The sequence below is a fragment of the Vibrio sp. MMH1-50 genome (genome assembly GCF_022347645.1).
GTDB classification, from domain to species: Bacteria; Pseudomonadota; Gammaproteobacteria; order Enterobacterales; family Vibrionaceae; genus Vibrio; species Vibrio harveyi.
In genome coordinates this window covers 147,369-173,561 of sequence record NZ_JAKRGG010000010.1, presented here as the reverse complement: position 1 = coordinate 173,561, position 26,193 = coordinate 147,369, and the positions used below count along the sequence as shown (strand labels likewise).

Sequence of the window (26,193 nt, the reverse complement as noted above, 5' to 3'; positions counted from 1 at the left end):
TTGTTCTATTATCCGTTTTTAGTGTGATTTTGGCGCTTCAAGAGAAGACATCAGTGCCTGAGCAAATTTTTCAGCAATAACTTTGCGTTGTGAAGCAGCAACTTGTTGATTTAAGACATTGGTTGCGATATTTCCGGCAATCATTAGCGTCAACTCAGGAGAAGCAGCGTGTTTTTCAAGAACAGCACCCACTTCAGCAAGAATTTTCTCTACTTGTTCGTCAGTATATTTAGATGTAATCGGCATAAAGACTCTAATAATGATAGTAAAAGCGGCTTATGATAACCTACAATGCCCAACAACTTAAACCTTGTAGCAAGATAAAATCACTATGAGCCTTCATCTTTCAAACGTTATTCTGCATCAATTGTGCAAAAACGATCAGGACGAACTGGTTGTTAAACTTCGCCCGGCGTCGTTAGAAAACGATACCTCAACAGAAAACCTTGTCGCGGAACTGCATCGCGTATTCCATTCTAAAGCAGGAAAAGGCTTCGGCTCTTTCCAATCAGACAGCGAATTTCAGTTTTGGCTTCAAGAAATGCGCAAAGGAGAGAGAGATTTTTATGATTTCTCACAAATTAGTGCAAATCGCTTGAAAGAAGAGTTGATCAAGTACCCATTTGCTGACGAAGGTATCTTAGTCTTTGCTGAGTATCAGAGCTTGGCTACGGATTATTTATTTATTGGTATCTTACCAATGAACCAAAGCCTAAAAGTGACAGAAGGCTTAGATATCGATGCTACGGATTATTTAGACATCACTAAGATGGACATCGCGGCACGCATCGATCTATCGAGTTATGACACTGATCGTGATTCAAACCGTTACCTTTCTTACATCAAAGGTCGCGTAGGTCGTAAAGTGGCAGACTTCTTCTTGGATTTCTTGCAAGCGGATGTTGGTTTAGACACTAAACAGCAAAACCAAGTGCTGATGCAGGCGGTGGAAGATTTCTGTGCCGATTCTAAGTTAGAAAAGCAAGAAGCGAACGAATACAAAAAGCAGGTTTACAATTACTGTAACGAGCAAATTAAATCAGGCGACGAGGTGCAAATCTCTGAACTGTCTGGTGAGCTTCCTCCTAGCCAAGATGGTACTAGCTTTATGGATTTCACCAAAGAGCAAGGTTACGAGTTGGAAGAGTCATTCCCAGGCGACCGTTCTACAGTGCGTAAACTAACTAAGTACGTTGGTGCTGGTGGCGGCTTAAATATTAGCTTTGATAGCCTGTTGCTGGGTGAGCGTATTTTCTACGATCCAGAGACAGACACGCTTACGATTAAAGGTACACCGCCAAACTTGAAAGATCAGTTGAGCCGTAATTAATTGAAAGAAGAGAGCATTGTGCTCTCTTTTTTTATGTGAAGTGTGCACACTAAAAGCGCAATTCATGGTATATGCTTGTTATTAATAGAGATAATTGAGGAATGGGCGTTGCTGCAATTCAAAGAGGGAATAAAACAAGCAATCTGGTTTTTGTTTGCGGTATGGTGTGCCTTTGCCGTGGGTATTTGGCTGCAAGCTCAACAAACCATACGTACGATTTCAACCGTTGATGAACTCAGCGGCAAGGTTGATGAAGTGCGTCATATCTTTAACTTTGAGCTGCCTTATCGTGCTCAGCACGTTGACCAAGTCTCTCTCAAACTTCAGCTTGTTTATGCAGTTCGTTTGCAATTGCAGAGCGAGTACTCTGACCGCTGGGGTGGTCCGGACTTAACGCAACTGCTTTATTCAACTGATCGCTTTCTTGAAGGCGCGAGAACATTTATCGGTAGCGATAGTGAGCTAGTCGCGCTGGCTGACCAACTCCATAACAGCCGAGAGTCAGCCAGTAACTCTGAGCAACTGAGAACCATGTACTATCGCTTAGGTGCTTTGGTCTTAGAAGCCATGTTTAGCGATGCAGCGACAAGCTCAGATACTTACCAAGAGCTTGATTCTCTTTTTACCGAATCACAAAAGCTAGAGCAAAAAGAGCAAGGGGCATTCCAACGTCGATTGGCTCAAACGTCAAGCGTGCTTGCCGCTCATGCTCAAGGCAGCCACCTCGCTAACCAATTGCTTAACCCTGAATTTTCTAATCAGTTTGCCTCTGTCATTAGCTCTCTTGAACAAAAGCTGATGTTTTACATCTCCTTTTTAGTGTTAGTAAGTGGTTCCTTACTCGCGGTGGTTTCTTGGGCTTTGTTCTACAAGGAAACTCCAGTCTTAGATGCTCCAATTCAACCTTGTGAAAAAACGGATACACCAATGAAGCCGAACCCACCTGAAGTGATTTTGCCGACAGAGAAGCAAGTTACCGAGCCAAGTGGTGAGGAGCGCATGCCAGTGGATGTGGTAAAACCAACCACACCTCTAGAAGAAGAGAATGACGATGCATCTTCTTTAGCCGCGAGTGTGAGCGTGGAGACGGATGAGCCTTATATCGATATAGAGAAAATGCTTGATTCGCTCTCTGGTGATGAAGAGTCTGTGCGTATGTTGTTAGAGGTTTTCATACAAGATCATTCTGAAGATGGTACGAAGCTAAGAACATTGATAGCTGAGGGTAAGGATGAAGAACACGCTCAGCGTATCGCCCATAGCTTGAAGGGAGTGTCAGGCAGCATTGGGGCTATGCCTCTACACTATATATCTGGGGATATCGAATCTTTAATTAAACAAGGTCAGGAAGTCGTTACAGGCAAGCTGGATATGTTGGAAGATACCCTGCAGAAAACGACACTTTTTGCTGAGGCAGTTCTTAATAGTGAAAACATTCGAGAAGTGCTAACAGATTGATATTCCTCTGACTTAAAATAGTAGAGATTCAGGTATTAAGGGGCGCTTGCGAACCTTATGCTTTGGTTCGTCATTGTTCCTGTCCTACACCATTTGATCATAGGTAATTTAATGTTCATCCGCCGACTGTCTTCTTGGTTGATAGCCTGTCTGGTTTTAAGCCTTTCGGGATGCTCTCTCTTAGAAGTAAAAATCGATAGTCAAACTGTGCCGCTCACCAAACAAGAGCTAAACATGCGCATTATGACGCGTGAATACGCTCAGCAGTTCTTTGCTCAAGTAGAGCAAGCTGCCGATGTGCTCCAAGACAACTACGAGCCTAACGATAAAGTAAACCAATCTTATATTTTACTTTGGAAAATCAATGCGGAAGAAGGGCTTCAAGCTGCCGCTTACCAAGTCTCGCCAATGGCGGCTCTGATTGACACGTGGGTATTTACTCACCAAATGGACCAGTTCTTCAGTGTCGGTGCAGGGAAAGATCTATTCACTACCGGGGAAGCACAACAAGTGTCTGCTCACTTAGCCAAGGAAGTCGATAAGCTTGCACAATCTTTGTTGAAAAAAGACGTGTATTCGAAAACCAAAGTGTTTGTGGCTGACTTTGTTGAGAAATACCCATTCGCGGATTTGAGTATGATCCGTACACCAGCTTATCGAGCTTGGTTACAAGTGAATCAGATCAGTGAAGAGGAAGCTGTAACGACATTGGGTACGATGCCTGAGGCTATCGGTGATGTGTCTGATCGTTTGAGCTTAGTGTCTGAACAAACACCAAAAATCATGACGTGGAAAGCGCAGTTGCTCGCACTCAATAGCTCAGCAAGTATCGAACAAGTAAATGCAGCGCTAAACAGCTTGAAGGTTACTTCTGAGTCGTTGAAAGACTTTATCGATAATAACCCAGAGTATATGCGTAACTTGGCACAGCAAATGGCAGTACAGTTGCAGCCACTTGTTGAAGATATCGACCAGAAAACAGAAGAACGGTTGGTTCAGTTGAGTGAAGAGCGACAAGCACTAGAAAAAATGGTGGCGAGAGAACGCCAAGAGATTGCTCAAATTATTACAAACGAAAGAGAGAAGTTTGCGCAAGACCTCGACCACGTTTCACAGGAGGTTGTGAACCTTGCAATGGATAAACTGATCGAACTGGTGAAGAGCACCATCATCTACTTCATTTTGTTCATCCTAGTGATCTTCTTTGCTCCTCTTGTTTTGGGCTATGCCTTAGGTAAACGTTCAGCGGTAAGAGCAGGTACCAAATCTGCCTGATTAGCCGGAGCTTAGCCAAACGACAAACATAAAAAAGGACCGAATCGTCGGTCCTTTTTCTATTCTATTGAAAGTTAGAACTATTTAAGCCGTTTGCTGCTTTAGTTCACCTTCTGCTTGTTCTTCTGTTGCTGGTGCTGTTGGTTCGCATTTATCGACAAACCAACCCATGTACGACGTGAAGATAGTGACGATAATACACACGAAGCTCAACCACATGAATGGCGCGTAAGACAATGTTGCCACACCCAGAATACTCGCCATGTAGATGCCGTTGTCACTCCAAGGCACCATACCTGACGTTAACGTACCACCAAACTCGGCGTTACGAGATAGGTTTTTACGTTTGTAGCCAAGGCGATCGTAGTTTTTCGCACAGATTTTTGGTGTCAGAATCAGTGATACGTACATCGCCGAGCCAAATACGTTACCCATGAAAGCTGTACCAATGGTGCTTGTCGCCAGAGAACCCGCACTTTGAACACGTCGCTCGAACAGTTTCGCAATTGTCTCAAGCACGCCCACCTTATCTAGCAAGCCACCAAAACCAAGACCAAATACGATAACTGCAACAGAACCTAGCATAGAAGACATACCGCCTCGGTTCAGAATCGAGTCAATGAAATCCACACCCGAAGAAATTGCAAATGGTGCCCAAGCGGTATTGAATGCCGTTAGGAAGTCTACATCCTGAATCATTACTGCCCAGATAATACCTAGTAGTGAACCGAAGCTGATCACAGGGAAAGAAGGCATGCGCATAGCGAGTAGAGCCAATACGATAATGACTGGAACAAAAGAATAAGGCGTAATGAAAAATTGTTGTTCCATAGCCTGAATTACTGAGTCAACTTGGCTCATATCCACTTTACCTGCGAAGTGGAAGCCAAATGCAGTAAACATAATACCCGTAATAATGTAACTGATCAGGGCAATAGGCAGCATCCCTTTGATGTGCTCTACGACTTCTACGTTTGACATTGAAGAAGCAAGAATCACGGAATCAGAAAGTGGAGACATTTTGTCGCCAAAGTAACAACCTGATAAAACCGCGCCAGCTGTAATTGGTGCTGGAACCCCAAGACCTTGACCAATTCCCATCATGGCAATACCAGCAGTACCTGCCGCACCCCAAGAAGTGCCTGTTGCTAACGCAGTCAAAGAACAGATGATCATTGTCGCTAACAAAAAGATAGAAGGGTGAATGGCTTTTAAGCCGTAGTAGATGATGGTTGGTACGATACCACCAGAGATCCAAGTACCGACTAAGGCACCTACAGCAAGAAGGATCAGCACGGCACCTAAACCATTAGAAATCCCGTTTAGTGCTGCTTTTTCAAGGTCTTTGTATTGGTGACCTAATCTTAGACCCAATAACATGATAATGAACCAACCAATGTACAGCGCAAGCTGGATTGGAAGGTCTAATTTGGCAGTAAATGAAAATGCCAAAAGAAGAAACAAACCTAGTGAGATAAATACCTGTATCAGACTAGGAAGACGTGTTGTAACTTGCTTCATATGTGCCTCTGTCGTTCATGGAGCAATAGAGGAAGGCCGCTCCCTGTTTTAATCGCGCATAACATACATTAACAAAAATTATATTTCGAACATTTGGTGCTTTATCTTGACTTTCATCCGATAAAACGTTTGCTTGTGAAATTAATAACTAAAAAACTTTAAGTTTAATAGTTTGAAATGTTTTGTGATGTAAAAAATATGTGCTGCAAATGTTGTTTTCTCACGGAGTGGTAAGACCATGTAGCACAGTGTTGGCAGTTTTCTCGGTAGGTTTTAGTGCTGAACCGATAAGAAAAGAGAAGAAAATACCTTGGATTATAAAAATTCGCGGTAAACGTTAAAAAAGTTGTGTTTATTTGCAAATTAGGGCTTGAGATTTTGTGTCGAAAATTGAACTATGGAGAAAGTTTCAAAAATATACATGGAGAGTTAGTGCGATGAGAGTAGGTTTAGTTGGTTGGCGCGGCATGGTGGGTTCAGTCCTAATGCAACGTATGGTTGAAGAGAAAGATTTCGATTTGATCGAGCCAGTTTTCTATAGTACGTCTCAAATAGGTATCCCAGCTCCAAACTTAGGTAAAGAAGCTGGTTTACTTCAAGATGCGTTCGATATTGACAGTTTAAAACAACTTGATGCAGTGATTACGTGTCAAGGTGGTGGTTATACAGAGAAAGTTTATCCAGCGCTTCGTCAAGCTGGCTGGAAAGGTTACTGGATCGATGCTGCTTCGACACTTCGTATGGTCGACGACTCTATCATTACGCTGGACCCTGTTAACCTGAAACAAATTCAACAAGGCATTCACGGTGGTACAAACACGTTTGTTGGTGGTAACTGTACCGTTAGCTTGATGCTTATGGGTCTTGGCGGTCTGTTTGAGAAAGGTCTTGTCGAGTGGACGAGTGCGATGACGTACCAGGCGGCATCTGGTGCAGGCGCGCAAAACATGCGTGAGCTGATTTCTCAGATGGGCGTAATCAACGACTCAGTAAGCTCTGAACTAGCAAATCCAGCGAGTTCAATTCTCGATATCGATAAAAAAGTTGCCGACACCATGCGCGGCTCTTCATTCCCAACCGATAAGTTTGGTGTGCCACTAGCTGGCTCTTTGATTCCTTGGATCGACGTCAAGCGTGACAACGGTCAAAGTAAAGAAGAGTGGAAAGCGGGTGTAGAAGCGAACAAGATCCTTGGTTTCCAAGATGCACCAGTGCCAATTGATGGTACGTGTGTTCGTATCGGTGCAATGCGTAGTCACTCTCAAGCACTGACTATCAAGCTTAAGCAAAATGTGCCAATGGATGAAATCGAAGAAATCATCGCAACGCACAACGACTGGGTAAAAGTGATTCCGAATGACCGCGACATCACGGCTCAAGAACTTACGCCTGCGAAAGTAACAGGTACCCTGTCAATCCCTGTTGGTCGTCTACGTAAAATGGCAATGGGAGATGATTTCCTAAATGCGTTCACTGTCGGTGACCAGCTATTATGGGGTGCAGCAGAGCCATTACGCCGTACTCTACGCATCATTCTTGCTGAGAAAGCTTAAAAGAACGAACACTGCGTTTCTTGAGAGCTAAAAGCTATATAAAAGCCGATGTGAATTCATCGGCTTTTTTGATCGTAAGTCTGGAGTACGGAACGGGCTGTACTTTGCGAAAGTTCTTTATTAAGAGAGACAAATAGAGGGGCTGGCGCCCTCGTTCTTTAGAGTGAGAGATATTGTTCTCCAAACTAACGCCGCGTCATTCCCGAAAGCGACGAAGGAGCGCAGTCGGGAATCTCTTGTTGGAGGCATTACGCCCTGAGACTCGGGAGTGCTCCACTTTAGGCATCGAAAGCCGATTCCTGGTCTATTCTTCCTCGTCCGCACTCACGACGCGATTATCAGGATCTGCTAGTTCACTGCCACAATGCTTACAGTGCATCGCATCTGAATCATGACCAGAGCGATTACAATTCGGGCACTTTACTAATTGTTTGTGCGCATTCATCTCATTACTGAGTTCTGCAGTGATAATGCCGGTTGGGACCGCAAGTATCGAATAACCGAGCAGCATAGTTAATGATGCGATGGCTTTCCCAAGGTGAGTTTGCGGCACCATGTCGCCATACCCAACAGTGGTAATCGTTACGATCGCCCAGTAGATGCTTTTAGGAATACTCGTAAAGCCGTTGTGCGGACCTTCAATAACGAAAATCAGTGCGCCGAAAATGGTGACCAGAATACCTACGGTGCTAAAGAAGATAAGAATCTTACGACGCGCCATCAATAGAGAGCGTAGCAATATGTTGGAATCTTGTAGGTAGCGCACCAATTTCAAGATGCGGAAGATACGCATGACACGTAGTAATCGCACTACACCCATAAACGAAGCACCAGGGAAGAAGATCGCTAAATAGGTCGGCAGAATCGCTAACAGATCAACTACACCATAAAAGCTGGTGGCATAAGACTTAGGTTTTGGAGAGCAGTACAGTCTTAATAAATACTCAATAGTGAATAGGGCTGTGAAGGTGTATTCGATGTAACGCAGTTCTCGCGACCATTCAGTCATTACCGATGGCAGTGATTCTAGAATCAAAACCACGAGAGAAGTAATGATCGCAATAATCAGTGCGATATCGAAGGCACGCCCAGCACGTGTATGAGTACCGAAAATAATGACGTATAAATGATGCTTGAAAGACTTGCGAGGCATGATGTTGCACTGTCAGCGTTAAAATGAAACGGATTGCAACATCATACCAGAAGTTATGAAATTTAGGCTAAACCAGGGAATAGGTTTCTTAAACCGTTAGCAATAAACTCAATACCAAGAGCGCCCAAGATTAGACCCATAATACGGGTAATCACGTTGATGCCTGTTTGACCAAGGAAACGAACGATCAAAGGCGCAGAGCGGAACAACAACCAAGAGCAAAAACAAAACAGCATGATCGTAACGCTAATACCAACCGTGTCGAGTGCACTTGGGTAACGTGCGCCATAAACAATGGTTGAGCTGATTGCACCTGGGCCTGCCATCAAAGGCATCGCTAGCGGTACTACACCGATTTGTTCGCGGCTTACGTATTCCGACTTCTCTTGTTTATTTTGCTTATCTTCACCTAGTTTACCGCTCATCATCGAGAACGCGATACTCAGAAGTAGTAAACCGCCCGCAACACGGAAAGAGTCCAGAGAAATACTGAACATATCCAACAACAACTGACCAGCAAAAAGAGAAATGATCAAAATAATCGCAACGGCAACGTTGGCTGTCGTGGCGGTCTTATTTTTCTCTTCTGGTGTCATATGACCGGTTAGTGATACGAACACAGGCATGATACCAACAGGGTTCACTGCTGCGACCAAACCTAAGAAAAACTGTAGGAAAATAGCTAACTCTAAAGTCTGCATGTTGCTTACTCGTAAACGTTCACAATAGTGAAAAAGAGAGGGGGTAATTTTAGGCGGTAATGTAAGGCAAAAGTGCGGTAGGAAGAAATGAAAAAAACTAACGTATTTGGGCTAGTATTTGTGAGAAAAACTAATTATTGAAGAAAATGTATTCAATCTGGAAACGAATTGTTACGTAGAAAATTGATGAGAGAGCATACTGATTTACACAAACGTTAACATTCGCACATTTTTCACAAAAAGAAAGGTGGTTTGTAGAGAGATAAGACGTATTCGATATACTCTCAGTAGCACAAAAATTAGGGTCCACATGTAATTTTGTTGGCTAAAAATGAAACTTTTTTACAGATTGTTGTTATTTCTTTTAGTTTTTAGTTCGTTTGCTTCTTTTTTGCTCAATAAAAAATGAAGTTTAATTTATTTGTTTATCAATGATTTATGTTGTTTTGTTGTGGTAAACCACTACTTTGGGGGTATTTCAGTTGTGAGAACTGATCCAAGTCAATTTTTTTCACACTCTGAAATATTATACTCAGCCCTGAAAGCAATTTACTAAGATGGTTGTTAGTTAAGTCGCTGATAAACAGTAAAAACGAAAGACAATAACCTTACTAAAAAGTTTTTAATATTTATTATTTTAGGAGATCCACCATGCCTGTAACTAACTTAGCTGAACTAGATGCTCTAGTAGCACGCGTTAAAGCAGCACAAGAAGAGTTCGCAACATTTTCTCAAGAGAAAGTAGATGCAATCTTCCGCGCAGCTTCTCTTGCAGCTAACCATGCTCGTATCCCACTAGCACAACAAGCAGTTGCTGAATCTGGAATGGGTATTGTTGAAGATAAGGTAATCAAAAACCACTTCGCTTCAGAATTTATCTACAACAAATACAAAGACGAAAAAACATGTGGCATCTTAGAAGAAGATGACAACCTAGGCACAATGACTATCGCTGAGCCTGTAGGTATCATCTGTGGTATCGTTCCAACGACTAACCCGACTTCTACTGCTATCTTCAAATCTCTAATCTCTCTAAAAACTCGTAACGGCATCATCTTCTCGCCACACCCACGTGCGAAGAACTCAACTAACGATGCGGCGAAACTAGTTCTAGATGCAGCAGTAGCAGCTGGTGCACCAAAAGACATCATCGGTTGGATCGACCAACCATCTGTAGAGCTTTCTAACGCTCTTATGAAGCACGACGGTATCGCTCTTATCCTTGCAACTGGTGGTCCAGGCATGGTTAAAGCAGCTTACTCTTCTGGTAAGCCAGCTATCGGTGTAGGTGCAGGTAACGTTCCTGTAGTTATCGATGAAACAGCTGACATCAAACGTGCTGTTGCTTCTATCCTAATGTCTAAAACTTTCGATAACGGTGTAGTATGTGCTTCTGAGCAAGCTGCAATCGTAGTTAGCGAAGTTTACGACGAAGTGAAAGAGCGTTTCGCTTCTCATAAAGCTCACGTTCTATCTAAAGCTGACGCTGATAAAGTACGTAAAGTACTTCTTATCGACGGCGCACTAAACGCGAAAATCGTAGGTCAACCTGCTCCAGCAATCGCTGAAATGGCTGGCGTTAAAGTTCCTGCTGACACAAAAGTTCTTGTAGGTGAAGGTCTAGGTAAAGTTTCTTACGATGATGAGTTCGCTCACGAGAAACTATCTCCAACTCTAGGTCTATTCCGTGCTGACAACTTCGAAGATGCAGTTGCTCAAGCGGTAACAATGGTTGAAATCGGTGGTATCGGTCACACATCTGGTCTTTACACTAACCAAGACGTAAACGCAGACCGCATCCGTTACTTCGGTGACAAGATGAAGACTGCACGTATCCTTGTAAACATCCCGACTACTCACGGTGGTATCGGTGACCTTTACAACTTCAACGTAGCACCTTCTCTAACTCTAGGTTGTGGTTCTTGGGGTGGTAACTCTATCTCTGAGAACGTAGGTCCTAAGCACCTTATCAACAAGAAAACTGTAGCTAAGCGAGCTGAAAACATGTTGTGGCACAAACTACCTAAGTCTATCTACTTCCGTCGTGGTAGCCTTCCAATCGCAATGAGCGACCTAGAAGGTAAGAAACGCGCATTCCTAGTAACTGACCGTTTCCTATTCAACAACGGTTACGCTGATGAAGTAGTTAAACTGCTTAAAGAGCAAGGCATCGAAGTTCAAACATTCTTCGACGTAGAAGCGGATCCAACACTATCTGTTGTTGAGAAAGGTGCAGAAGCAATGAAGAGCTTCCAACCTGACGTAATCCTAGCTCTAGGTGGTGGTTCACCAATGGATGCTGCGAAGATCATGTGGGTAATGTACGAGCACCCAGAAACTCACTTCGCTGAACTAGCAATGCGCTTTATGGACATCCGTAAACGTATCTACAAGTTCCCTAAAATGGGTAAGAAAGCTGAGCTTGTATGTATCACTACAACTTCAGGTACTGGTTCAGAAGTTACTCCATTCGCTGTTGTTACAGACGACAAGACTGGTGCTAAGTACCCACTAGCTGACTACGAAATCACGCCAAACATGGCTATCGTTGATGCTAACCTAGTAATGAACATGCCTAAGTCTCTAACAGCATTCGGTGGTTACGATGCAGTAACTCACGCTCTAGAAGCTTACGTATCTGTTCTTGCGAACGAGTACTCAGATGGTCAAGCTCTACAAGCGCTTAAGATGCTTAAAGAGTACCTACCTTCAAGCTACGCGAACGGTGCAAACGACCCAATCGCTCGTGAGAAAGTACACAACGCGGCAACGATCGCTGGTATCGCGTTTGCTAACGCATTCCTAGGTGTTTGTCACTCAATGGCGCACAAGATTGGTGCTGAGTTCCACCTACCTCACGGTCTAGCGAACGCACTACTAATCTCGAACGTTGTACGTTACAACGCGAACGACAACCCAACTAAACAAACTGCGTTCTCTCAATACGACCGTCCACAAGCACGTCGTCGTTACGCTGAGGTTGCTGACCACCTAGGCCTAAGCCAAGAAGGTGACCGTACTGCTCAGAAGATTGAACGTCTACTAGCATGGTTGGACGAGCTGAAAGGCGACCTAGACATCCCAATGTCTATCCAAGCTGCAGGTGTTTCTGAAGCTGACTTCGTAGCGAAACTAGACGAACTAGCTGTTGAAGCGTTCGATGACCAGTGTACAGGTGCTAACCCTCGTTACCCTCTAATCACTGAGCTAAAAGAAGTTCTAATGGCTTCTTACTACGGTAAAGCATTCGTTGAAGGCGAAACTTTCGAAGGTACAACTGTTATCAAGAAGAAAGCAGACCAAGTAGCGAAAGAAGCAGCACCAAAAGCTAAGAAAGAAAAAGCTAACGCATAAGTACGACGTTAGTTATGAAGTAGGTTTTCGCTAGCACGAAACTTACAATCGGGAAAACTCAAAGCCCCAGTCGAAAGACTGGGGCTTTTTTTTGTTCTTTACATTACCAACGGCTCTGTTAGGTGGCGGATTTAGGTAGGAAGGTTTACTTAGACTTCGGTCGTGACGACGCGTCCGCTAAAGTACTCATTTGCGACAATGTAGGCGGTATTTCTTACCAACTCATCTTGGATCTGAGCCCAATGTCGCTCGTCTAGATCTTCGCTGGTATGGTTTACGGATGGGATGACGCCACCCACACGAATATTGAAAGGGGTCAGCTCTTTTGCCCAGCTGTGAGTAAAGCCAGACACCAGTGCTGCCATACTCTCTACTCCAGTGAGATCTTCATGGTTGTCATGTGAGATAACGTTAACGATCACGCCTTTCTTCTCTCTCGAACGAAATCGTTCAGCACTGACTTGCCCATAGGTATAGAGAAAGCGAGCCGCAGAAGAAAGGTGGTCAATGTAGGTACTCATTGGCTCTGGAGCCATTAAGCTTGGCATTGGTGAGCTAGTCCAGCAGTTTACGATTACATCGGGAGTCGCACCTAATTGCGACTCTATTTGGTCGAACAATAAGTTGATGGATGTCGTGTTGTCATTGCACACATTCATCGCATATACCCTGTCGGAAAACGCACTGATTTGCTCGTAGCTTGCCTTCAAGGCACTAGGGTTCTGATCACAAAGTACCAACGTTGCCCCAAGATGGGCAAAGTGGTTGGAGCAAGTTCTGCCCAATACAGAGCCTGCAGATGTGACGAGAATGATTGAGTCTTTAATATCCATAGCACCTTCACTGTAATTTCTTGTGTTAAACAATACATCAGTGGTTTGTGCTATCAGCATGGATGAATTTATTTGAGCTCAGTGTGAAAAGGCTCAAACTAACGCTTTTGCGCGACAATTATTGTTTAGGAATTTGTAAGGCGTCACATTTCTGACGTGCTTGGAATGTAAGCGCTTGGCGGAAAAGTGAAACGTTATGCTTGAGTTTGGATTTGGTAATGACGTTGAGCCGTCACTAGTTGATTGTACAAACCTGCATCGGGAATAAGGGTTTTGTTGCGCTCACCTAAGCTGCGGCGTTCGTGACCTGAAAGGTTGTGATAAACCTCTTCTGGTAGATTAAATGTGTCTTCAGGAAGGTAAGTGAGTGCATCAGGCTTTAGGTAGTGGCTCAGTTTTGCCGAAGGCAAGCCAGCATCATGAAACTGTTTCGCTTGTTCTGCTGCGAGTTCATAGCTACTGCTATCAGAACGTAGAGACTGAGGTTGAGATAAACCGAATTGTTGACGAAGAATGTCATCACTGGTGATCACTTCTTGGACTTCTTCAACCGGAACCACATCGCGGACATCGTTAGAAAACATAGACAGAATCAACGAGAAATCAGCGCGACGACCTTCGTGTACGGCATGGTTAATACCATTACCGAACTGAAGTTCGTTGATGATTGCTGCTTTGTCTAAAGTATGGATTTGCATGATGTTCCTCGCTTGATGCACTTTTAGCGGCAACGGAGAGAAGAACTTTAGGAAAAAGAGGGGATTAATTGAAGAAATCGGTTAGAGATGTAATAAAAAAGCCCGCAACAATGCGAGCTTTTTGAATATGACTAAATTGAACTTAGGGGGAAGTTAATTACTTCGCTAGGTTCTCAGCTACGAAATCCCAGTTTACAAGCGCCCAGAAGCCGTTCATGTAATCAGGACGTACGTTGCGGTAATCGATGTAGTACGCGTGTTCCCACAGGTCAACAGTTAGAAGTGGAGTCGTACCTTCTTCTGTTAGAGGTGTAGCAGCGTTAGAAGTGTTAACGATTTCTAGAGAACCGTCAGCTTTCTTAACTAACCAAGTCCATGAAGAACCAAAGTTGTTGATTGCTGCGTCAGTGAACTTCGCTTTGAATTCTTCGAAAGAACCGAATGCAGCGTTGATTGCATCAGCTACTGCACCAGTTGGCTCGCCGCCCGCGTTTGGCGCTAGGCAGTGCCAGTAGAACGTGTGGTTCCAGATCTGTGCTGCGTTGTTAAATACGCCACCAGTAGAAGTCTTGATGATCTCTTCTAGTGTTTTGCCTTCGAACTCAGTACCAGGGATAAGACCGTTTAGCTTAACAACGTAAGTGTTGTGGTGCTTACCGTGGTGGAAATCTAGAGTCTCTGCAGAGATGTGTGGTTCTAGTGCGTCTTTCGCGTAAGGAAGAGCTGGTAGTTCAAATGCCATTGCTCGATTCTCCATAGATATGAAAGGGTTACCTTTCGATTGCTTCCAGTGTTTTTATTTATATGTAGTCGTTACGACTGACTTGAAAAGTATTTTAGCAAGTTTTTACTTTATTAAAACCCCGATATGAAAATATTTTAAGAGGAAAGGGGTAAAGACTTACTAATTATATGGTTTTTATTCTGTGTTTATTGAGTAGAATGTGGCAATAATTAAAGTTCACGTCCATGAATGAGGAAGCGATGGAAACTATCGATAAAATCAAACAGCAGATCTCTGAAAACGCAATCCTGCTGTACATGAAAGGATCACCGAAACTACCTAGCTGTGGTTTCTCTTCTCAAGCAGCACAAGCTCTAATGGCATGTGGTGAGAAGTTCGCTTACGTAGACATTCTACAAAACCCAGATATCCGCGCTGAGCTACCAAAATACGCTCAATGGCCTACATTCCCACAACTGTGGGTTGAAGGTGAGCTGATCGGTGGTTGTGACATCATTTTGGAAATGTTCCAAAAAGGTGAACTTCAGCCTCTTATCAAAGAAGCTGCGGCACGCGTTGAAGGTGACGCTGAGTAATTCGTAAATACTTACATTTGGCGATAGAATACAAAGGAGCCGCATTGGCTCCTTTTTCTTTTTTAGGTTAGTGGAATGAACTTGAAGCTTTACTACGTACATGATCCAATGTGCAGCTGGTGTTGGGGCTACAAACCAACCATCGAAAAATTGAAGCAGCAACTGCCAGGTGTGATTCAGTTTGAGTATGTTATGGGTGGGCTTGCGCCAGATACTAATCTGCCGATGCCTCCGGAAATGCAGCAAAAGATTGAACAGATTTGGAAGCAAATCGAAAGTCAGCTTGGTACCAAGTTTAACTACGATTTCTGGACGTTGTGTACACCAGTACGTAGTACTTACCAATCTTGCCGTGCAGTTATCGCTGCAGGTTTCCAAGACTCTTATGAGCAAATGCTGGAAGCGATTCAGCACGCTTACTATTTACGTGCGATGCCTCCTCATGAAGAAGCAACCCATCTGCAACTCGCAAGAGAGATTGGCTTAAACGTTCAACAGTTTAAGAATGATATGGATGGCACTTTGCTGGAAGGTGTTTTCCAAGACCAACTCAGTCTTGCAAAGAGCTTGGGTGTTAGTTCTTACCCGAGTTTGGTACTGCAAATTAACGACGCTTACTTCCCGATTGAAGTGGACTATTTGTCGACAGAAAATACGTTGAAGCTTATCCGCGAGCGCATCATCGACAACATGCCAGCGCAGTAAACTGAAACTGGTTTTCAAAGCCCAAATAACAAAAAGCCGCTCAATGAGCGGCTTTTTCGTAACGAATTGTATCCATTTAAATGATGCGACTACAGCACCATTGCAGCAATCCAACCGAAGATGATCAAAGGGATGTTGTAGTGGATAAATGTCGGCACTACGGTTTCCCAGATGTGCTCGTGCTGACCATCTGCGTTTAGACCCGATGTTGGACCTAACGTTGAATCAGAAGCCGGAGAGCCTGCATCACCTAGTGCTGCTGCTGTACCTACTAGTGCGATTGTCGCCATCGGTGAGAAACCAAATGCTAGTGAAAGCGGCACATAGATAGTTGCAAGGATTGGAATCGTAGAGAACGATGAGCCGATACCCATTGTTACCAACAGACCAACGATCAGCATTAATAGTGCTGCAAGAGGCTTGTTGTCACCGATGCTGGTTGATAGCGATTGTACAAGCGTCTCAACGCCGCCGGTTTGCTTCATTACTGCAGCGAAACCTGCCGCCGCAATCATGATGAAGCCAATCATTGCCATCATGTGTACACCTTTAGTGAACACGTCGTGCGTCTCTTTCCATGCGATAACACCACCGAAAGTGAACACCATGAAGCCAGCTAGTGCACCGATGATCATTGAGCCCGTGTATAGCTGTACGCTTAGCGCAGCAAGAATACCTAAGCCTGCAACCACAATATGTTTTTTGTTTAGCTTCTCTTCAGATTCTTGAACAACGGTCAGTTCAGTTTCTTTGTATTCACGAGGCTTACGGTAGCTAAAGAAGATTGCAGTTAGAAGACCAAACAACATACCCGCGCCCGGCAACAGCATTGCCGTTGGAACTTGGCTTGCCACGACATCTGTTAGACCATTGTCATGTAAGTTCTTCAATAGGATGTTGTTTAGGAAGATGCCACCAAAACCTATTGGTAGAACCATGTATGGCGTGATCAAACCAAAGGTAAGCACACAAGCAACCAAACGACGGTCCAGCTTCAGCTTAGCGAATACGCCCAAAAGAGGTGGAATCAAAATTGGAATGAAGGCGATATGTACCGGAATCACGTTTTGAGATGACATGGTAACAAGTACAAGAGCAACCAATACTGCGTATTTTAGACCCGTAGTCGACGCAGAGCTCTCTTTACCATTTAGGCGCTTAATTACGCTTTTTGCCAGAAGGTCAGTGATGCCAGAGCGAGAAATCGCAACAGCGAAAGTGCCTAGCATTGCGTAGCTTAGCGCGATAGTCGCACCGCCACCCAGACCACTTTCAAATGCAGCAACGGTATCCCCAAGGCTCATGCCTGCAACAAGGCCACCAACGATGGCACTAAACGTGAGGGCAACCACCACGTTTACGCGCATCAATGCTAACACGAGCATGACGCACACAGATATAACGACAGGATTCATACTTTTCCTAATATGTTGTGTTTACTTATTATTCTTCGTCTACAAGCGGCCAACCGCCTAGGGCCTTCCATTTGTTGACGATGCCACAGAATAACTCTGCAGTTTGTTGTGTATCGTAGAGGGCTGAGTGTGCCTCACGATTGTCGAATTCCATCCCTGCTGCTTTACATGCTTTAGCGAGAACAGTTTGACCATAAGCAAGCCCACTTAATGTTGCGGTATCAAAAGTGGCAAATGGATGGAAAGGGACTCTTTTAAGTTTACAGCGTTCATTCGCTGCATTAACAAAACCTAAGTCGAAAGCGGCGTTGTGTGCAACCATGATGGCACGCGAACAGTCTGCTGCTTTTTGTTCTTTGCGAATCAGTTTGTAGATTTCTTTAAGTGCTTCTTGTTCGGAAACTGCACCGCGAAGAGGGCTGAATGGGTCACGAATACCATTAAACTCCAGCGCTTCTTTTTCTAAGTTCGCGCCTTCAAAAGGTTCGATATGAAAATGAATGGTTGAGGCAGGATGCAGATCGCCATTTTCATCCATACTTAGGGTGACGGCGCAGATTTCTAAAAGTGCATCAGTTTGAGCATTGAAACCTGCGGTCTCAACGTCTACTACCACTGGAAAATAACCACGAAAACGCTTTTTCAGGGTTAGAGCTTCATTTTCTATTGTCATGTTGGCTTATATTTGTGTGACGAAGGCTGCATTATTGCAGATTCTACCGATGAGAAAAACCGCAATTTGGGAGAAATGTAGAATTCTACTCCCCATTAACCAGTGAGGGTTATAACCAAAAACAAGGGGGTCGGTCACCTGTTATTCTCGTGATGTTATTTACCATTTTATACCCAAGTCATTCTCGTTGAAGCAAGCATCTCGATGTTACTTGGGTATATGCACTTGCCAAAGTGAGCGTTAACTCCTTATAACCACTTGTAAATTCCATGTTGGCGGGATTTTTGCATTGTTTTGCATGTTTTCAATTGATTCAAGTAAGTGGCAATAGACTGCCGTTTGAGAGATGTACCTAGATGAATAAATGGCTAGTAACCAGTGGTATCGTGATGTCTTTGCTTAGCGCAAACAGTTTTGCGTCGATGGGCAAGCGTTATGTCGCCACACCGCAACAATCACAGTGGGAGATGGTGATGAATACGCCATTGGAGTGCCAACTTGTGCATCCTATCCCTGGGTTTGGTGATGCGGTATTTTCGTCTCGTGCGAGTAAAAAGATAAACTTGGATTTTGAGCTGAAGATGCGTCGACCTATGGGTGAAACACGTAATGTCAGTTTGATTTCTATGCCTCCTCCATGGCGTCCCGGCGAGCATGCTGATCGCATTACTAACCTCAAGTTCTTCAAACAGTTTGATGGTTATGTTGGTGGGCAAACCGCTTGGGGCATTCTTTCTGAGTTAGAAAAGGGACGTTACCCAACGTTTAGCTACCAAGATTGGCAGAGTCGGGATCAGCGTATTGAAGTGGCGTTGTCATCGGTACTATTTCAGAACAAATACAACGCGTTTAGTGACTGTATTTCTAACTTGTTGAAGTACAGCTTCGAGGATATTGCGTTTACGATCCTTCATTATGAACGCCAAGGGGATCAGCTCACCAAAGCATCGAAGAAACGCTTATCGCAAATCGCAGATTATGTGCGTCACAATCAAGATATCGATTTGGTGCTGGTGGCGACTTACACCGATTCAACTGACGGTAAGAGCGCAAGTCAAAGCTTATCGGAGCGACGTGCTGAATCGCTGCGTACTTACTTTGAGTCTCTTGGTTTATCTGGTGATCGGATTCAGGTCCAAGGTTATGGTAAGCGTCGCCCGATCGCAGACAATGGCTCACCAATTGGCAAAGATAAAAACCGTCGTGTAGTGATTTCACTTGGGCGAACTCAGGTTTAATCTGACATTTGACACAATAAAAAACGCCAGAGAACAAACTCTGGCGTTTTTGTAGCTATTTGACGTTGTTTGAATACTATTGTTAATCGTATTGGCTTATTGCCGAAAATTAGTTGAGTCGGAACTTGGCGATAATCTCACAATTCGTCGCGGTATCAATCTTCTCAACTTGTTTGGCAATCGTTGGATTTGGATGGCGTTTCATAAAGTCAATCAAGGCTTTTGTACAGCATCCAATTGAATCAATAAAGCTTGCGCAATCTTTGTTTGGACACTGAGGGATCAGTGTCAGTACTTTTTCAGACGCTAACTGAAGGTATTTGAGCTCGTACTCTGTATCACCTGCCCAACGCCAAAACTGAGCTAGGTTGTGGCATGAAATCACCGAAATCAATAGTCTCTCATCGGCTTCTATTTCCACGCATTCGCTAATATCTTCACTCAGGCTAAGGGCTTGCTGGTAATGAAGAATGCTGCGAACAGGGTCATCTAGTTGAAGTGCTGTATCGGCTAGAAGTGTGTGTTTTTCCCATTCACTGATCATTATCGTTATCCCACATATCGATGTTGCTGACAAATCTAAACGATAACCATTATCAAGTAAAGCAATTTGTTTATAAACAACAGGCAGGTCTCAGACCTGCCTGCAACAACATGATATGTTTCAATAGAGAAAGGGATTAACCTTCTAAACCTGCCGAAGCTTGTTTATTTTGAATCAGTTCTACCATGTAACTATCGGGGTCTTTGACAAAAGCGATGTGGGTTGTACCGCCTTTAACTGGACCCGGCTCACGAGTTACGTTCCCACCTGCCGCTTTGATCGCGTCACACGTTGAGTAAATATCGTCTACACCGATCGCAATGTGACCAAATGCAGAGCCTAGGTCATACTCAGTTGTGCCCCAGTTGTACGTTAGTTCAATGACAGCACCTTGAGACTCATCTCCGTAGCCAAGAAATGCAAGGGTGTATTCGTACTCTTTATTTTCATTGGTACGAAGCAATTGCATGCCCATTACTTCAGTGTAGAACTTGATAGATTTGTCTAAGTCACCCACGCGCAGCATGGTGTGAAGAATTCGACCGTTTGACATTTTTTTGCTCCTAGCGATTGTTTCAGACAGGGTTATTCGTCTGGATACACTTTATCTTTGAATTCACACAGGTCTTCGATGATACAACTACCACAACGCGGCTTTCGTGCAACACAGGTGTAGCGACCATGAAGGATCAGCCAATGGTGTACATCAAGCTTAAACTCTTTTGGCACCACTTTAAGAAGTTTTTCTTCCACATCGTCGACAGTTTTGCCCATCGCAAACTTTGTACGGTTCGAAACACGATAGATATGCGTATCTACCGCAATTGTTGGCCAACCGAATGCGGTGTTCAGTACAACGTTAGCTGTTTTACGACCCACTCCGGGTAACGCTTCAAGCGCTGCGCGATCTTCTGGCACTTCACCGTTGTGTTTTTCGAGCAGGATCTTACAAGTCTTAATGGTGTTTTCGGCTTTTGAGTTAAACAGACCGATGGTTTTGATGTATTCCTTTAAACCATCGACGCCCAAATCAAGAATGCCCTGTGGTGTGTTGGCAACTGGGTAGAGTTTATCTGTTGCTTTGTTCACACTTACGTCTGTCGCTTGCGCAGAAAGTAGTACGGCGATAAGGAGTTCAAACGGAGTGCTCCAATTGAGCTCCGTTTGAGGATTAGGATTGTTTTCTCTTAATCGTTCGAGAATTTCAATTCTTTTGACTTTGTTCATTGCTGACTTCCAAACCCGTCTTTGCGGTTTATGAAAAAGGCCCTACGAGTGGTAGAGCCTTGATTTTAGAATTTTTACATTATGCGTTAGTTACGCGAGCACGCTCAATGGCTGGTTTTTCTTCTTTTGGCTGACGTGCCTGAATTGAGCTATCGATAACATTTTTCAACGCTATCAAAAGTCCTACCCCGATGAAAGCGCCTGGTGGTAATAATGCAAGTAGGAAGCTGCTATCGAAGTGGAATACTTGAATGCGCAGTGCTGCAGCCCAATCGCCAAGGAGTAGGTCTGCACCATCAAACAGGGTGCCATTACCGATAAGTTCACGCATTGCGCCAAGTACAACCAGTACAGTTGTCATTCCCAGACCCATCCAAAAACCATCTAGTGCTGCTGGCAGTGGATCATTTTTAGATGCGTAAGCTTCCGCACGACCAATGATAATACAGTTGGTTACGATCAGAGGAATGAAAATACCAAGAGATAGATACAAGCCGTAGGCATAAGCATTCATGAGCAGTTGAACGCAAGTTACCAAAGAAGCAATGATCATAACGAAAACGGGAATACGGATTTCTTTTGGTACGTAGTTACGAATCAGTGAAACCGTCACGTTCGAACCGACAAGCACCAACAAAGTCGCAATACCCAAACCAAGCGCGTTGGTAATGGTGGAAGAAACCGCAAGTAGAGGACACAAACCCAGAAGTTGCACTAGGGCTGGGTTATTACTCCACATGCCGTTTTTCATTAGCAGTTTATTTTCACTCATGGTTGCCTCCTGCGCAGTCTAGGGGCTGGTTCAGAATCTCATCACGAGATTTATTAACATAGTTTACCGTGTTTCTTACCGCTTTCACTACCGCGCGAGGGGTAATCGTAGCACCAGTGAACTGATCGAAATCGCCACCATCTTTACGAACGCGCCAAGAATTCCAGTTACTTTCTGTCACTTGTTTACCCGTGAAACTCAAAATCCAGTCGGTAACACGTAAATCGATTTTATCGCCCAACCCCGGTGTTTCTTGATGGCTTAGGATACGAGTACCAAGGATCTTGCCTTGGTTATCGATGCCAGTGATGATTTTGATTTCACCGTTGTAGCCATCTGGAGCGATGGATTCAATCGCCATTGCCGTTGGTTGACCATCTTTAGTTGCGATGTAAGTTGGCATCGCTCGAACCGTACCTAGATCGGGCGCTGACACCATCGTACACGCTGTAACAAGATTGTTGTCATGCATTTCTTCCGGAATCACTTGGTTAAGAACCGACAGCAATTGCTTTTGTTCCTGAAGTTTAATTTGATCTTTTGTTAGGTACTGAGTCAGTGCCACAAGACCGGTTGTAGCACAAGCGAAGATCGCAAGTGTCAGACCATTTTTTCTAATAGCGGTTAACATGTTTACCTCAGTGACCGTAAGTTCTTGGTTTGGTGTAGTAGTCGATCAACGGTACACACATATTGGCAAGCAGAACGGCAAAGGCAACGCCATCTGGGAAACCGCCCCAACTACGAATAATAAATACCAATGCACCAATAAGCGCACCAAAAATCAAACGACCTTTCACGGTAGTGGATGCTGATACAGGATCAGTTGCGATAAAGAATGCGCCCAACATCGTAGCACCCGAAAGTAGGTGGAAGATTGGTGAAGCAGTTTCTCCTGGTGTGATTAAGCTAAATACTGTGCTAAACAGCGCCAAACTGCCTAGGAAGCCAACAGGAATGTACCATTGGATGATGCGCTTTTTGATCATAACCAGTCCACCGACTAAGTAAGCAAGGTTTACCCATTGCCAACCGATACCAGCAAGACCACCAAACATAGGTTGTGATAGTACTTCACTTGGTGTCGCACCAGTGTGGATACCGGTTTTAAATGCGTCTAATGGGGTTGCCATTGTCACGCCATCCACTCCAGCGCGAACTTGTTGTAGTGACAAGCCATCAAAATCATAACCAGTGAAGATCAGAGATAACGCGTCTGCAAAACTAACGTGCTCAGACATCAATGAAACAGGTGCGCTCCAACTTGTCATCTGGACAGGGAAGGAGATAAGTAGCACCACGTAGGCGACCATCGCTGGGTTAAATAGGTTTTGACCAATACCGCCGTATAGGTGCTTCGCGATCACGATGGCAAAAATCAAGCCGATGACCATGATCCACCACGGAGACCATGGTGGGATAGCAACGGCTAATAACCATGCTGTCACGATGGCACTGTTATCACGAAGTGCACGCATTGGTGAACGCTTACGCACAAGCATGACTAGCGCTTCTAGCGACACCGCGACCGCAATAGCGAACACAAGTTGAATGATGGTGCCCCAACCAAAGAAGTAGGTTTGAGCCACTAAGCCAGGAATTGCACACAGCGCTACCCATTTCATCAAATCAGGCGTACTACGACGGCTGTGAGCGTGTGGTGAACTGGCAATAAAAAACGACATTACTCGTTCTCCTCAGTATTGTTCTTATTCGCTTCTTGCTGAGCCTTACGCGCTTTAGCGCGGGCAATGGCAGCGGCAACTGCAGCTTTCTTCGGATCCACTTCTGGCTCTTCAGAAGCTCTTCAGAAGGCGCTTCTTCAACGGATTCAGATTGTGCTTCTTGCTGAGCCTTACGTGCTTTAGCGCGGGCAATGGCAGCGGCAACTGCAGCTTTCTTCGGATCCACTTCTGGCTCTGCAGAAGGCGCTTCTTCAACGGATTCAGCTTGTGACTCTTGCTGAGCCTTGCGTGCTTTCGCACGAGCAATGGCTGCGGCAACAGCGGCTTTTTTCGGATCTTCAGCTTGTTCAGCAGGAGCTTCAGTTTCTACAGGTTCTGTAGAGTTTTCTTGCTTAGCTTTGCGCGCTTTTGCACGAGCAATCGCTGCAGCAACTGCGGCTTTCTTAGGATCTTCCGCTTGTTCTGCAGGTGCTTCCGTTTCTACAGATTCAGTTGATTCTTCTTGCTGAGCTTTGCGCACTTTTGCACGAGCAATGGCAGCAGCAACTGCGGCTTTCTTTGGATCTTCAACTTGCTCTGCAGGCGCTTCCGCTTCAACAGACTCTGTTTGTGCTTCTTGCTGAGCTTTGCGTGCTTTAGCGCGAGCAATGGCTGCGGCAACAGCGGCTTTTTTCGGATCTTCAGCTTGTTCAGCAGGTGCTTCCGTTTCTACAGATTCAGTTGATTCTTCTTGCTGAGCTTTGCGCGCTTTTGCACGAGCAATGGCAGCAGCTACAGCAGCTTTCTTAGGATCACCGCCTTGCTGTTCAGACGTTTCTGATTCTACAGGTTCGGTTGAATCCTCTTGTTGTGCTTTTTTCGCTTTAGCTCTGGCGATAGCTGCCGCGACGGCTGCTTTCTTGTCACCAGCTTCAGCAGGTGTTGATGTGTCTTCTTGCTGAGCTTTCTTGGCTTTTGCACGGGCAATAGCGGCTGCAACTGCAGACTTCTTATCGTCAGCATTATCCTCAGATGTGTCACCTTGCTCTTTTTGTGCTTTACGCTCACGAGCAATACGTTTGCGCTCTTCGCGTAGCTTCGCCATTTCTGAGTTATCAGGTTCTGCTGCGCCAGATTGAGCTGCTGCAGCTTGTTTTGCTTTTGCTTTGGCAATCGCGGCAGCAACCGCTGGTTTCACTGCTGGCTCGGCTTTCGCTTCAGCGTTCTCTTTTTGCGCTTTCACACGAGCGATCGCTGCTGCAATCGCATCGTCACCACCAGATGCTTTCATGTCTTTACGACGATCATCCGCGGCTTTCTTGAAGCGATTCTCACGTTCTGCTTTTTCGCGTTCCATACGCGCTTTTTTCTCTTCAAAGCGCAGTTTAGCTCGTTCAGCGGCTGCCGCTTCTTGAGCGCGAGTACGGATTTCAGCTTTCGCTTGACGATAATATTGAACCAGTGGAATCTCACTTGGACACACAAATGCACACGCACCACATTCAATACAGTCTTTTAAGTTCAGCTCTTCCAGCTTGTCGTATTCTTGGCTTTTCGCATACCACTGGAGCTGCTGTGGCAGTAGTGACGCAGGGCATGCCTCAGCACATTGGCTACAACGAATGCATTCCATTTCGTGTTGGTCAGAGGCGATCTCACGACGTTTCGGTGCCAGAATACAGTTTGCCGTTTTAGTGATAGGAACCTGAGCGTGAGGTAGGGTAAAGCCCATCATTGGACCACCCATGATCAGACGCTGCAGCTTTTTATCTGCTTTATAGCCAAACTCATCTAAAAGCGCTTGTACTGGCGTACCAAGAAGTGTCCAAACGTTACGTGGTTGTTTGAAGGTTTTACCTGTAAGCGTCACGATGCGATTGACCATAGGTTCGCCATCGATCACTGCACGTTTAATTGAGTATAGAGAACCAACGTTTTGAACCAGGATGCCAATATCTGCAGGGATAGCACCGCTAGGAACTTCTTTATTGGTCAAAATCTTGATGAGCTGCTTCTCACCACCAGAAGGGTATTTGGTTGGGATAACGCGGATCACGATGTCTTTGTTCATCGCCGCTTGTTCCAGTGCTTTGATTGCTGCTGGCTTGTTATCTTCAATACCGATGATGGTCAGTTTTGGCTTAAGGATATGCTCGACGATCTCGATCCCTTGGATCAATTCGTCAGCATGTTCTTGCATGAGTTTGTCATCGGCGGTGATGTAAGGCTCACATTCGGCTGCGTTGACGATAAGAATTTCGGTACGTGCGATACCCGATTGGATCTTCTTAGCAGTAGGGAAGCCTGCGCCACCCATGCCAGAGATACCAGCAAGGCGAATCACATCGATTAACGCATCAGCGGATTCTTGAGTGTAATCGGCAACGGGCGTTTTCTCACACCAAGCATCGTTACCATCAGGTGTAATCACTGCGCACAGTTCGCTCAAACCCGATGGGTGAGCAACGGTTCGTGGCTCAATAGCCGTCACTTGACCGGAAGTTGGTGCATGAACAGGAACGGTAAAGCCACTGTCTGACGCCGTTAGCTGTTGACCTTTCAACACGGTGTCACCAACAGCAATTAGTAGATTACCTGCTTTACCGATGTGTTGTTTCAGAGGTAGGACGATTTCCGACGGAATGGCTGCATGAACCAATTCAGTTTTGTTGGATTGCTTTTTGTTTTCTGCCGGATGCACGCCGCCTGGGAAATCCCATAGCGAACCAGTACGAATTTGTTCAATCAAAGACAACATA

The 26,193-nt window shown here is 44.8% G+C and carries 23 protein-coding genes and 1 pseudogene; 8 read left to right on the top strand and 16 right to left on the bottom strand.

What is annotated here, in order from left to right; genetic code table 11:
- Positions 1-18: 18 nt before the first annotated feature.
- Positions 19-246, bottom strand: a complete 228-nt coding sequence (locus tag MHO32_RS10590; protein ID WP_005444651.1) for a YejL family protein — start codon at positions 244-246, stop codon at positions 19-21.
- Positions 247-331: 85 nt separating this feature from the next.
- Between MHO32_RS10590 and yejK the strand changes: the two genes are divergently transcribed.
- The 3 genes from yejK to MHO32_RS10575 all read left to right on the top strand — a co-directional run bounded on the left by yejK (position 332) and on the right by MHO32_RS10575 (position 4,063).
- Positions 332-1,330, top strand: a complete 999-nt coding sequence (yejK, locus tag MHO32_RS10585; protein ID WP_005444652.1) for a nucleoid-associated protein YejK — start codon at positions 332-334, stop codon at positions 1,328-1,330.
- A gap of 108 nt (positions 1,331-1,438) precedes the next feature.
- A complete protein-coding gene (locus tag MHO32_RS10580; protein ID WP_239211700.1) occupies positions 1,439-2,788 on the top strand; it encodes an Hpt domain-containing protein in 1,350 nt (449 codons plus the stop codon).
- A gap of 111 nt (positions 2,789-2,899) precedes the next feature.
- Positions 2,900-4,063 (top strand): hypothetical protein, encoded by a 1,164-nt coding sequence (locus tag MHO32_RS10575; RefSeq protein WP_049536822.1) that lies wholly within the window; start codon positions 2,900-2,902, stop codon positions 4,061-4,063.
- A gap of 84 nt (positions 4,064-4,147) precedes the next feature.
- Here MHO32_RS10575 and nhaC read toward each other — a convergent pair whose 3' ends face one another.
- Positions 4,148-5,584 carry a Na+/H+ antiporter NhaC gene (nhaC, locus tag MHO32_RS10570; protein ID WP_005444657.1) on the bottom strand — a complete coding sequence of 479 codons (1,437 nt, stop codon included), beginning with the start codon at positions 5,582-5,584 and terminating at the stop codon, positions 4,148-4,150.
- 437 nt (positions 5,585-6,021) lie between these two features.
- On the opposite strand from nhaC, the gene asd reads away from it, so the two are divergent.
- Positions 6,022-7,137: an aspartate-semialdehyde dehydrogenase gene (gene asd / locus MHO32_RS10565; protein ID WP_047516610.1), complete on the top strand. Its 1,116-nt coding sequence runs from the start codon at positions 6,022-6,024 to the stop codon at positions 7,135-7,137.
- Positions 7,138-7,441: 304 nt separating this feature from the next.
- On the opposite strand, the gene MHO32_RS10560 is transcribed toward asd, so the two are convergent.
- Both MHO32_RS10560 and MHO32_RS10555 read right to left on the bottom strand, forming a co-directional pair.
- Positions 7,442-8,290, bottom strand: a complete 849-nt coding sequence (locus MHO32_RS10560) for an ion transporter (protein WP_005444660.1) — start codon at positions 8,288-8,290, stop codon at positions 7,442-7,444.
- A 62-nt stretch (positions 8,291-8,352) separates the two neighbouring features.
- The gene (locus MHO32_RS10555; RefSeq protein WP_005444661.1) at positions 8,353-8,991 is read right to left on the bottom strand and encodes a YchE family NAAT transporter; all 639 of its coding nucleotides are present in this window, start codon (positions 8,989-8,991) and stop codon (positions 8,353-8,355) included.
- A gap of 651 nt (positions 8,992-9,642) precedes the next feature.
- Here MHO32_RS10555 and adhE point away from each other — a divergent pair.
- Entirely contained in the window at positions 9,643-12,345 is a 2,703-nt protein-coding gene (adhE, locus tag MHO32_RS10550) for a bifunctional acetaldehyde-CoA/alcohol dehydrogenase (protein WP_005444662.1), read from the top strand.
- Between the two features lie 149 nt (positions 12,346-12,494).
- Here adhE and MHO32_RS10545 read toward each other — a convergent pair whose 3' ends face one another.
- From MHO32_RS10545 to sodB, 3 genes are all read right to left on the bottom strand, one after another.
- Positions 12,495-13,238 carry an SDR family oxidoreductase gene (locus tag MHO32_RS10545; protein WP_017189356.1) on the bottom strand — a complete coding sequence of 248 codons (744 nt, stop codon included), beginning with the start codon at positions 13,236-13,238 and terminating at the stop codon, positions 12,495-12,497.
- 134 nt (positions 13,239-13,372) lie between these two features.
- Positions 13,373-13,876 carry a VC2046/SO_2500 family protein gene (locus tag MHO32_RS10540; RefSeq protein ID WP_009698520.1) on the bottom strand — a complete coding sequence of 168 codons (504 nt, stop codon included), beginning with the start codon at positions 13,874-13,876 and terminating at the stop codon, positions 13,373-13,375.
- Between the two features lie 157 nt (positions 13,877-14,033).
- On the bottom strand, positions 14,034-14,618 hold the full coding sequence (sodB, locus tag MHO32_RS10535) for a superoxide dismutase [Fe] (protein WP_005444665.1): 585 nt from the start codon (positions 14,616-14,618) through the stop codon (positions 14,034-14,036).
- Positions 14,619-14,860: 242 nt separating this feature from the next.
- Here sodB and MHO32_RS10530 point away from each other — a divergent pair, with 242 nt between their 5' ends.
- A complete protein-coding gene (locus tag MHO32_RS10530; protein ID WP_005444666.1) occupies positions 14,861-15,196 on the top strand; it encodes a Grx4 family monothiol glutaredoxin in 336 nt (111 codons plus the stop codon).
- 75 nt (positions 15,197-15,271) lie between these two features.
- Positions 15,272-15,901 (top strand): DsbA family protein, encoded by a 630-nt coding sequence (locus tag MHO32_RS10525; protein WP_005444667.1) that lies wholly within the window; start codon positions 15,272-15,274, stop codon positions 15,899-15,901.
- Between the two features lie 89 nt (positions 15,902-15,990).
- Here MHO32_RS10525 and MHO32_RS10520 read toward each other — a convergent pair whose 3' ends face one another.
- Together MHO32_RS10520 and rnt are read right to left on the bottom strand one after the other, a co-directional pair.
- Entirely contained in the window at positions 15,991-17,316 is a 1,326-nt protein-coding gene (locus MHO32_RS10520; protein WP_005444668.1) for a Na+/H+ antiporter family protein, read from the bottom strand.
- Between the two features lie 28 nt (positions 17,317-17,344).
- The gene (gene rnt / locus MHO32_RS10515) at positions 17,345-17,989 is read right to left on the bottom strand and encodes a ribonuclease T (protein ID WP_009698519.1); all 645 of its coding nucleotides are present in this window, start codon (positions 17,987-17,989) and stop codon (positions 17,345-17,347) included.
- Between the two features lie 356 nt (positions 17,990-18,345).
- Between rnt and motY the strand changes: the two genes are divergently transcribed.
- Positions 18,346-19,227: a flagellar protein MotY gene (gene motY / locus MHO32_RS10510; protein WP_009698518.1), complete on the top strand. Its 882-nt coding sequence runs from the start codon at positions 18,346-18,348 to the stop codon at positions 19,225-19,227.
- Between the two features lie 109 nt (positions 19,228-19,336).
- On the opposite strand, the gene MHO32_RS10505 is transcribed toward motY, so the two are convergent.
- The 7 genes and pseudogenes from MHO32_RS10505 to rsxC form a co-directional block, all read right to left on the bottom strand.
- A complete protein-coding gene (locus MHO32_RS10505) occupies positions 19,337-19,771 on the bottom strand; it encodes a DUF2753 domain-containing protein (protein ID WP_005444671.1) in 435 nt (144 codons plus the stop codon).
- A gap of 136 nt (positions 19,772-19,907) precedes the next feature.
- Positions 19,908-20,324, bottom strand: coding sequence for a lactoylglutathione lyase (gene gloA, locus MHO32_RS10500; RefSeq protein WP_239211697.1), 417 nt, complete (start codon positions 20,322-20,324; stop codon positions 19,908-19,910).
- Between the two features lie 32 nt (positions 20,325-20,356).
- On the bottom strand, positions 20,357-20,998 hold the full coding sequence (gene nth / locus MHO32_RS10495; RefSeq protein WP_005444675.1) for an endonuclease III: 642 nt from the start codon (positions 20,996-20,998) through the stop codon (positions 20,357-20,359).
- Positions 20,999-21,077: 79 nt separating this feature from the next.
- Positions 21,078-21,770 carry an electron transport complex subunit E gene (locus MHO32_RS10490; protein WP_009698515.1) on the bottom strand — a complete coding sequence of 231 codons (693 nt, stop codon included), beginning with the start codon at positions 21,768-21,770 and terminating at the stop codon, positions 21,078-21,080.
- On the bottom strand, positions 21,763-22,401 hold the full coding sequence (rsxG, locus tag MHO32_RS10485) for an electron transport complex subunit RsxG (protein ID WP_005444679.1): 639 nt from the start codon (positions 22,399-22,401) through the stop codon (positions 21,763-21,765). Before rsxG ends, MHO32_RS10490 begins: the two co-directional genes overlap by 8 nt.
- Positions 22,402-22,408: 7 nt before the next feature.
- On the bottom strand, positions 22,409-23,455 hold the full coding sequence (rsxD, locus tag MHO32_RS10480) for an electron transport complex subunit RsxD (protein WP_009702728.1): 1,047 nt from the start codon (positions 23,453-23,455) through the stop codon (positions 22,409-22,411).
- A pseudogene (gene rsxC / locus MHO32_RS10475) lies at positions 23,455-26,192 on the bottom strand (electron transport complex subunit RsxC). The gene rsxD and the pseudogene rsxC overlap by 1 nt, the downstream one beginning before the upstream one ends.
- Position 26,193: the final 1 nt, after the last annotated feature.

Coding starts and splice junctions, on each gene's coding strand:
- MHO32_RS10590 (WP_005444651.1), bottom strand. CDS start 246: ATGCCGATTACATCTAAATATACTGACGAACAAGTAGAGAAAATTCTT.
- yejK (WP_005444652.1), top strand. CDS start 332: ATGAGCCTTCATCTTTCAAACGTTATTCTGCATCAATTGTGCAAAAAC.
- MHO32_RS10575 (WP_049536822.1), top strand. CDS start 2,900: ATGTTCATCCGCCGACTGTCTTCTTGGTTGATAGCCTGTCTGGTTTTA.
- nhaC (WP_005444657.1), bottom strand. CDS start 5,584: ATGAAGCAAGTTACAACACGTCTTCCTAGTCTGATACAGGTATTTATC.
- asd (WP_047516610.1), top strand. CDS start 6,022: ATGAGAGTAGGTTTAGTTGGTTGGCGCGGCATGGTGGGTTCAGTCCTA.
- MHO32_RS10560 (WP_005444660.1), bottom strand. CDS start 8,290: ATGCCTCGCAAGTCTTTCAAGCATCATTTATACGTCATTATTTTCGGT.
- MHO32_RS10555 (WP_005444661.1), bottom strand. CDS start 8,991: ATGCAGACTTTAGAGTTAGCTATTTTCCTACAGTTTTTCTTAGGTTTG.
- adhE (WP_005444662.1), top strand. CDS start 9,643: ATGCCTGTAACTAACTTAGCTGAACTAGATGCTCTAGTAGCACGCGTT.
- MHO32_RS10545 (WP_017189356.1), bottom strand. CDS start 13,238: ATGCTGATAGCACAAACCACTGATGTATTGTTTAACACAAGAAATTAC.
- MHO32_RS10540 (WP_009698520.1), bottom strand. CDS start 13,876: ATGCAAATCCATACTTTAGACAAAGCAGCAATCATCAACGAACTTCAG.
- sodB (WP_005444665.1), bottom strand. CDS start 14,618: ATGGCATTTGAACTACCAGCTCTTCCTTACGCGAAAGACGCACTAGAA.
- MHO32_RS10530 (WP_005444666.1), top strand. CDS start 14,861: ATGGAAACTATCGATAAAATCAAACAGCAGATCTCTGAAAACGCAATC.
- MHO32_RS10525 (WP_005444667.1), top strand. CDS start 15,272: ATGAACTTGAAGCTTTACTACGTACATGATCCAATGTGCAGCTGGTGT.
- MHO32_RS10520 (WP_005444668.1), bottom strand. CDS start 17,316: ATGAATCCTGTCGTTATATCTGTGTGCGTCATGCTCGTGTTAGCATTG.
- rnt (WP_009698519.1), bottom strand. CDS start 17,989: ATGACAATAGAAAATGAAGCTCTAACCCTGAAAAAGCGTTTTCGTGGT.
- motY (WP_009698518.1), top strand. CDS start 18,346: ATGAATAAATGGCTAGTAACCAGTGGTATCGTGATGTCTTTGCTTAGC.
- MHO32_RS10505 (WP_005444671.1), bottom strand. CDS start 19,771: ATGATCAGTGAATGGGAAAAACACACACTTCTAGCCGATACAGCACTT.
- gloA (WP_239211697.1), bottom strand. CDS start 20,324: ATGTCAAACGGTCGAATTCTTCACACCATGCTGCGCGTGGGTGACTTA.
- nth (WP_005444675.1), bottom strand. CDS start 20,998: ATGAACAAAGTCAAAAGAATTGAAATTCTCGAACGATTAAGAGAAAAC.
- MHO32_RS10490 (WP_009698515.1), bottom strand. CDS start 21,770: ATGAGTGAAAATAAACTGCTAATGAAAAACGGCATGTGGAGTAATAAC.
- rsxG (WP_005444679.1), bottom strand. CDS start 22,401: ATGTTAACCGCTATTAGAAAAAATGGTCTGACACTTGCGATCTTCGCT.
- rsxD (WP_009702728.1), bottom strand. CDS start 23,455: ATGTCGTTTTTTATTGCCAGTTCACCACACGCTCACAGCCGTCGTAGT.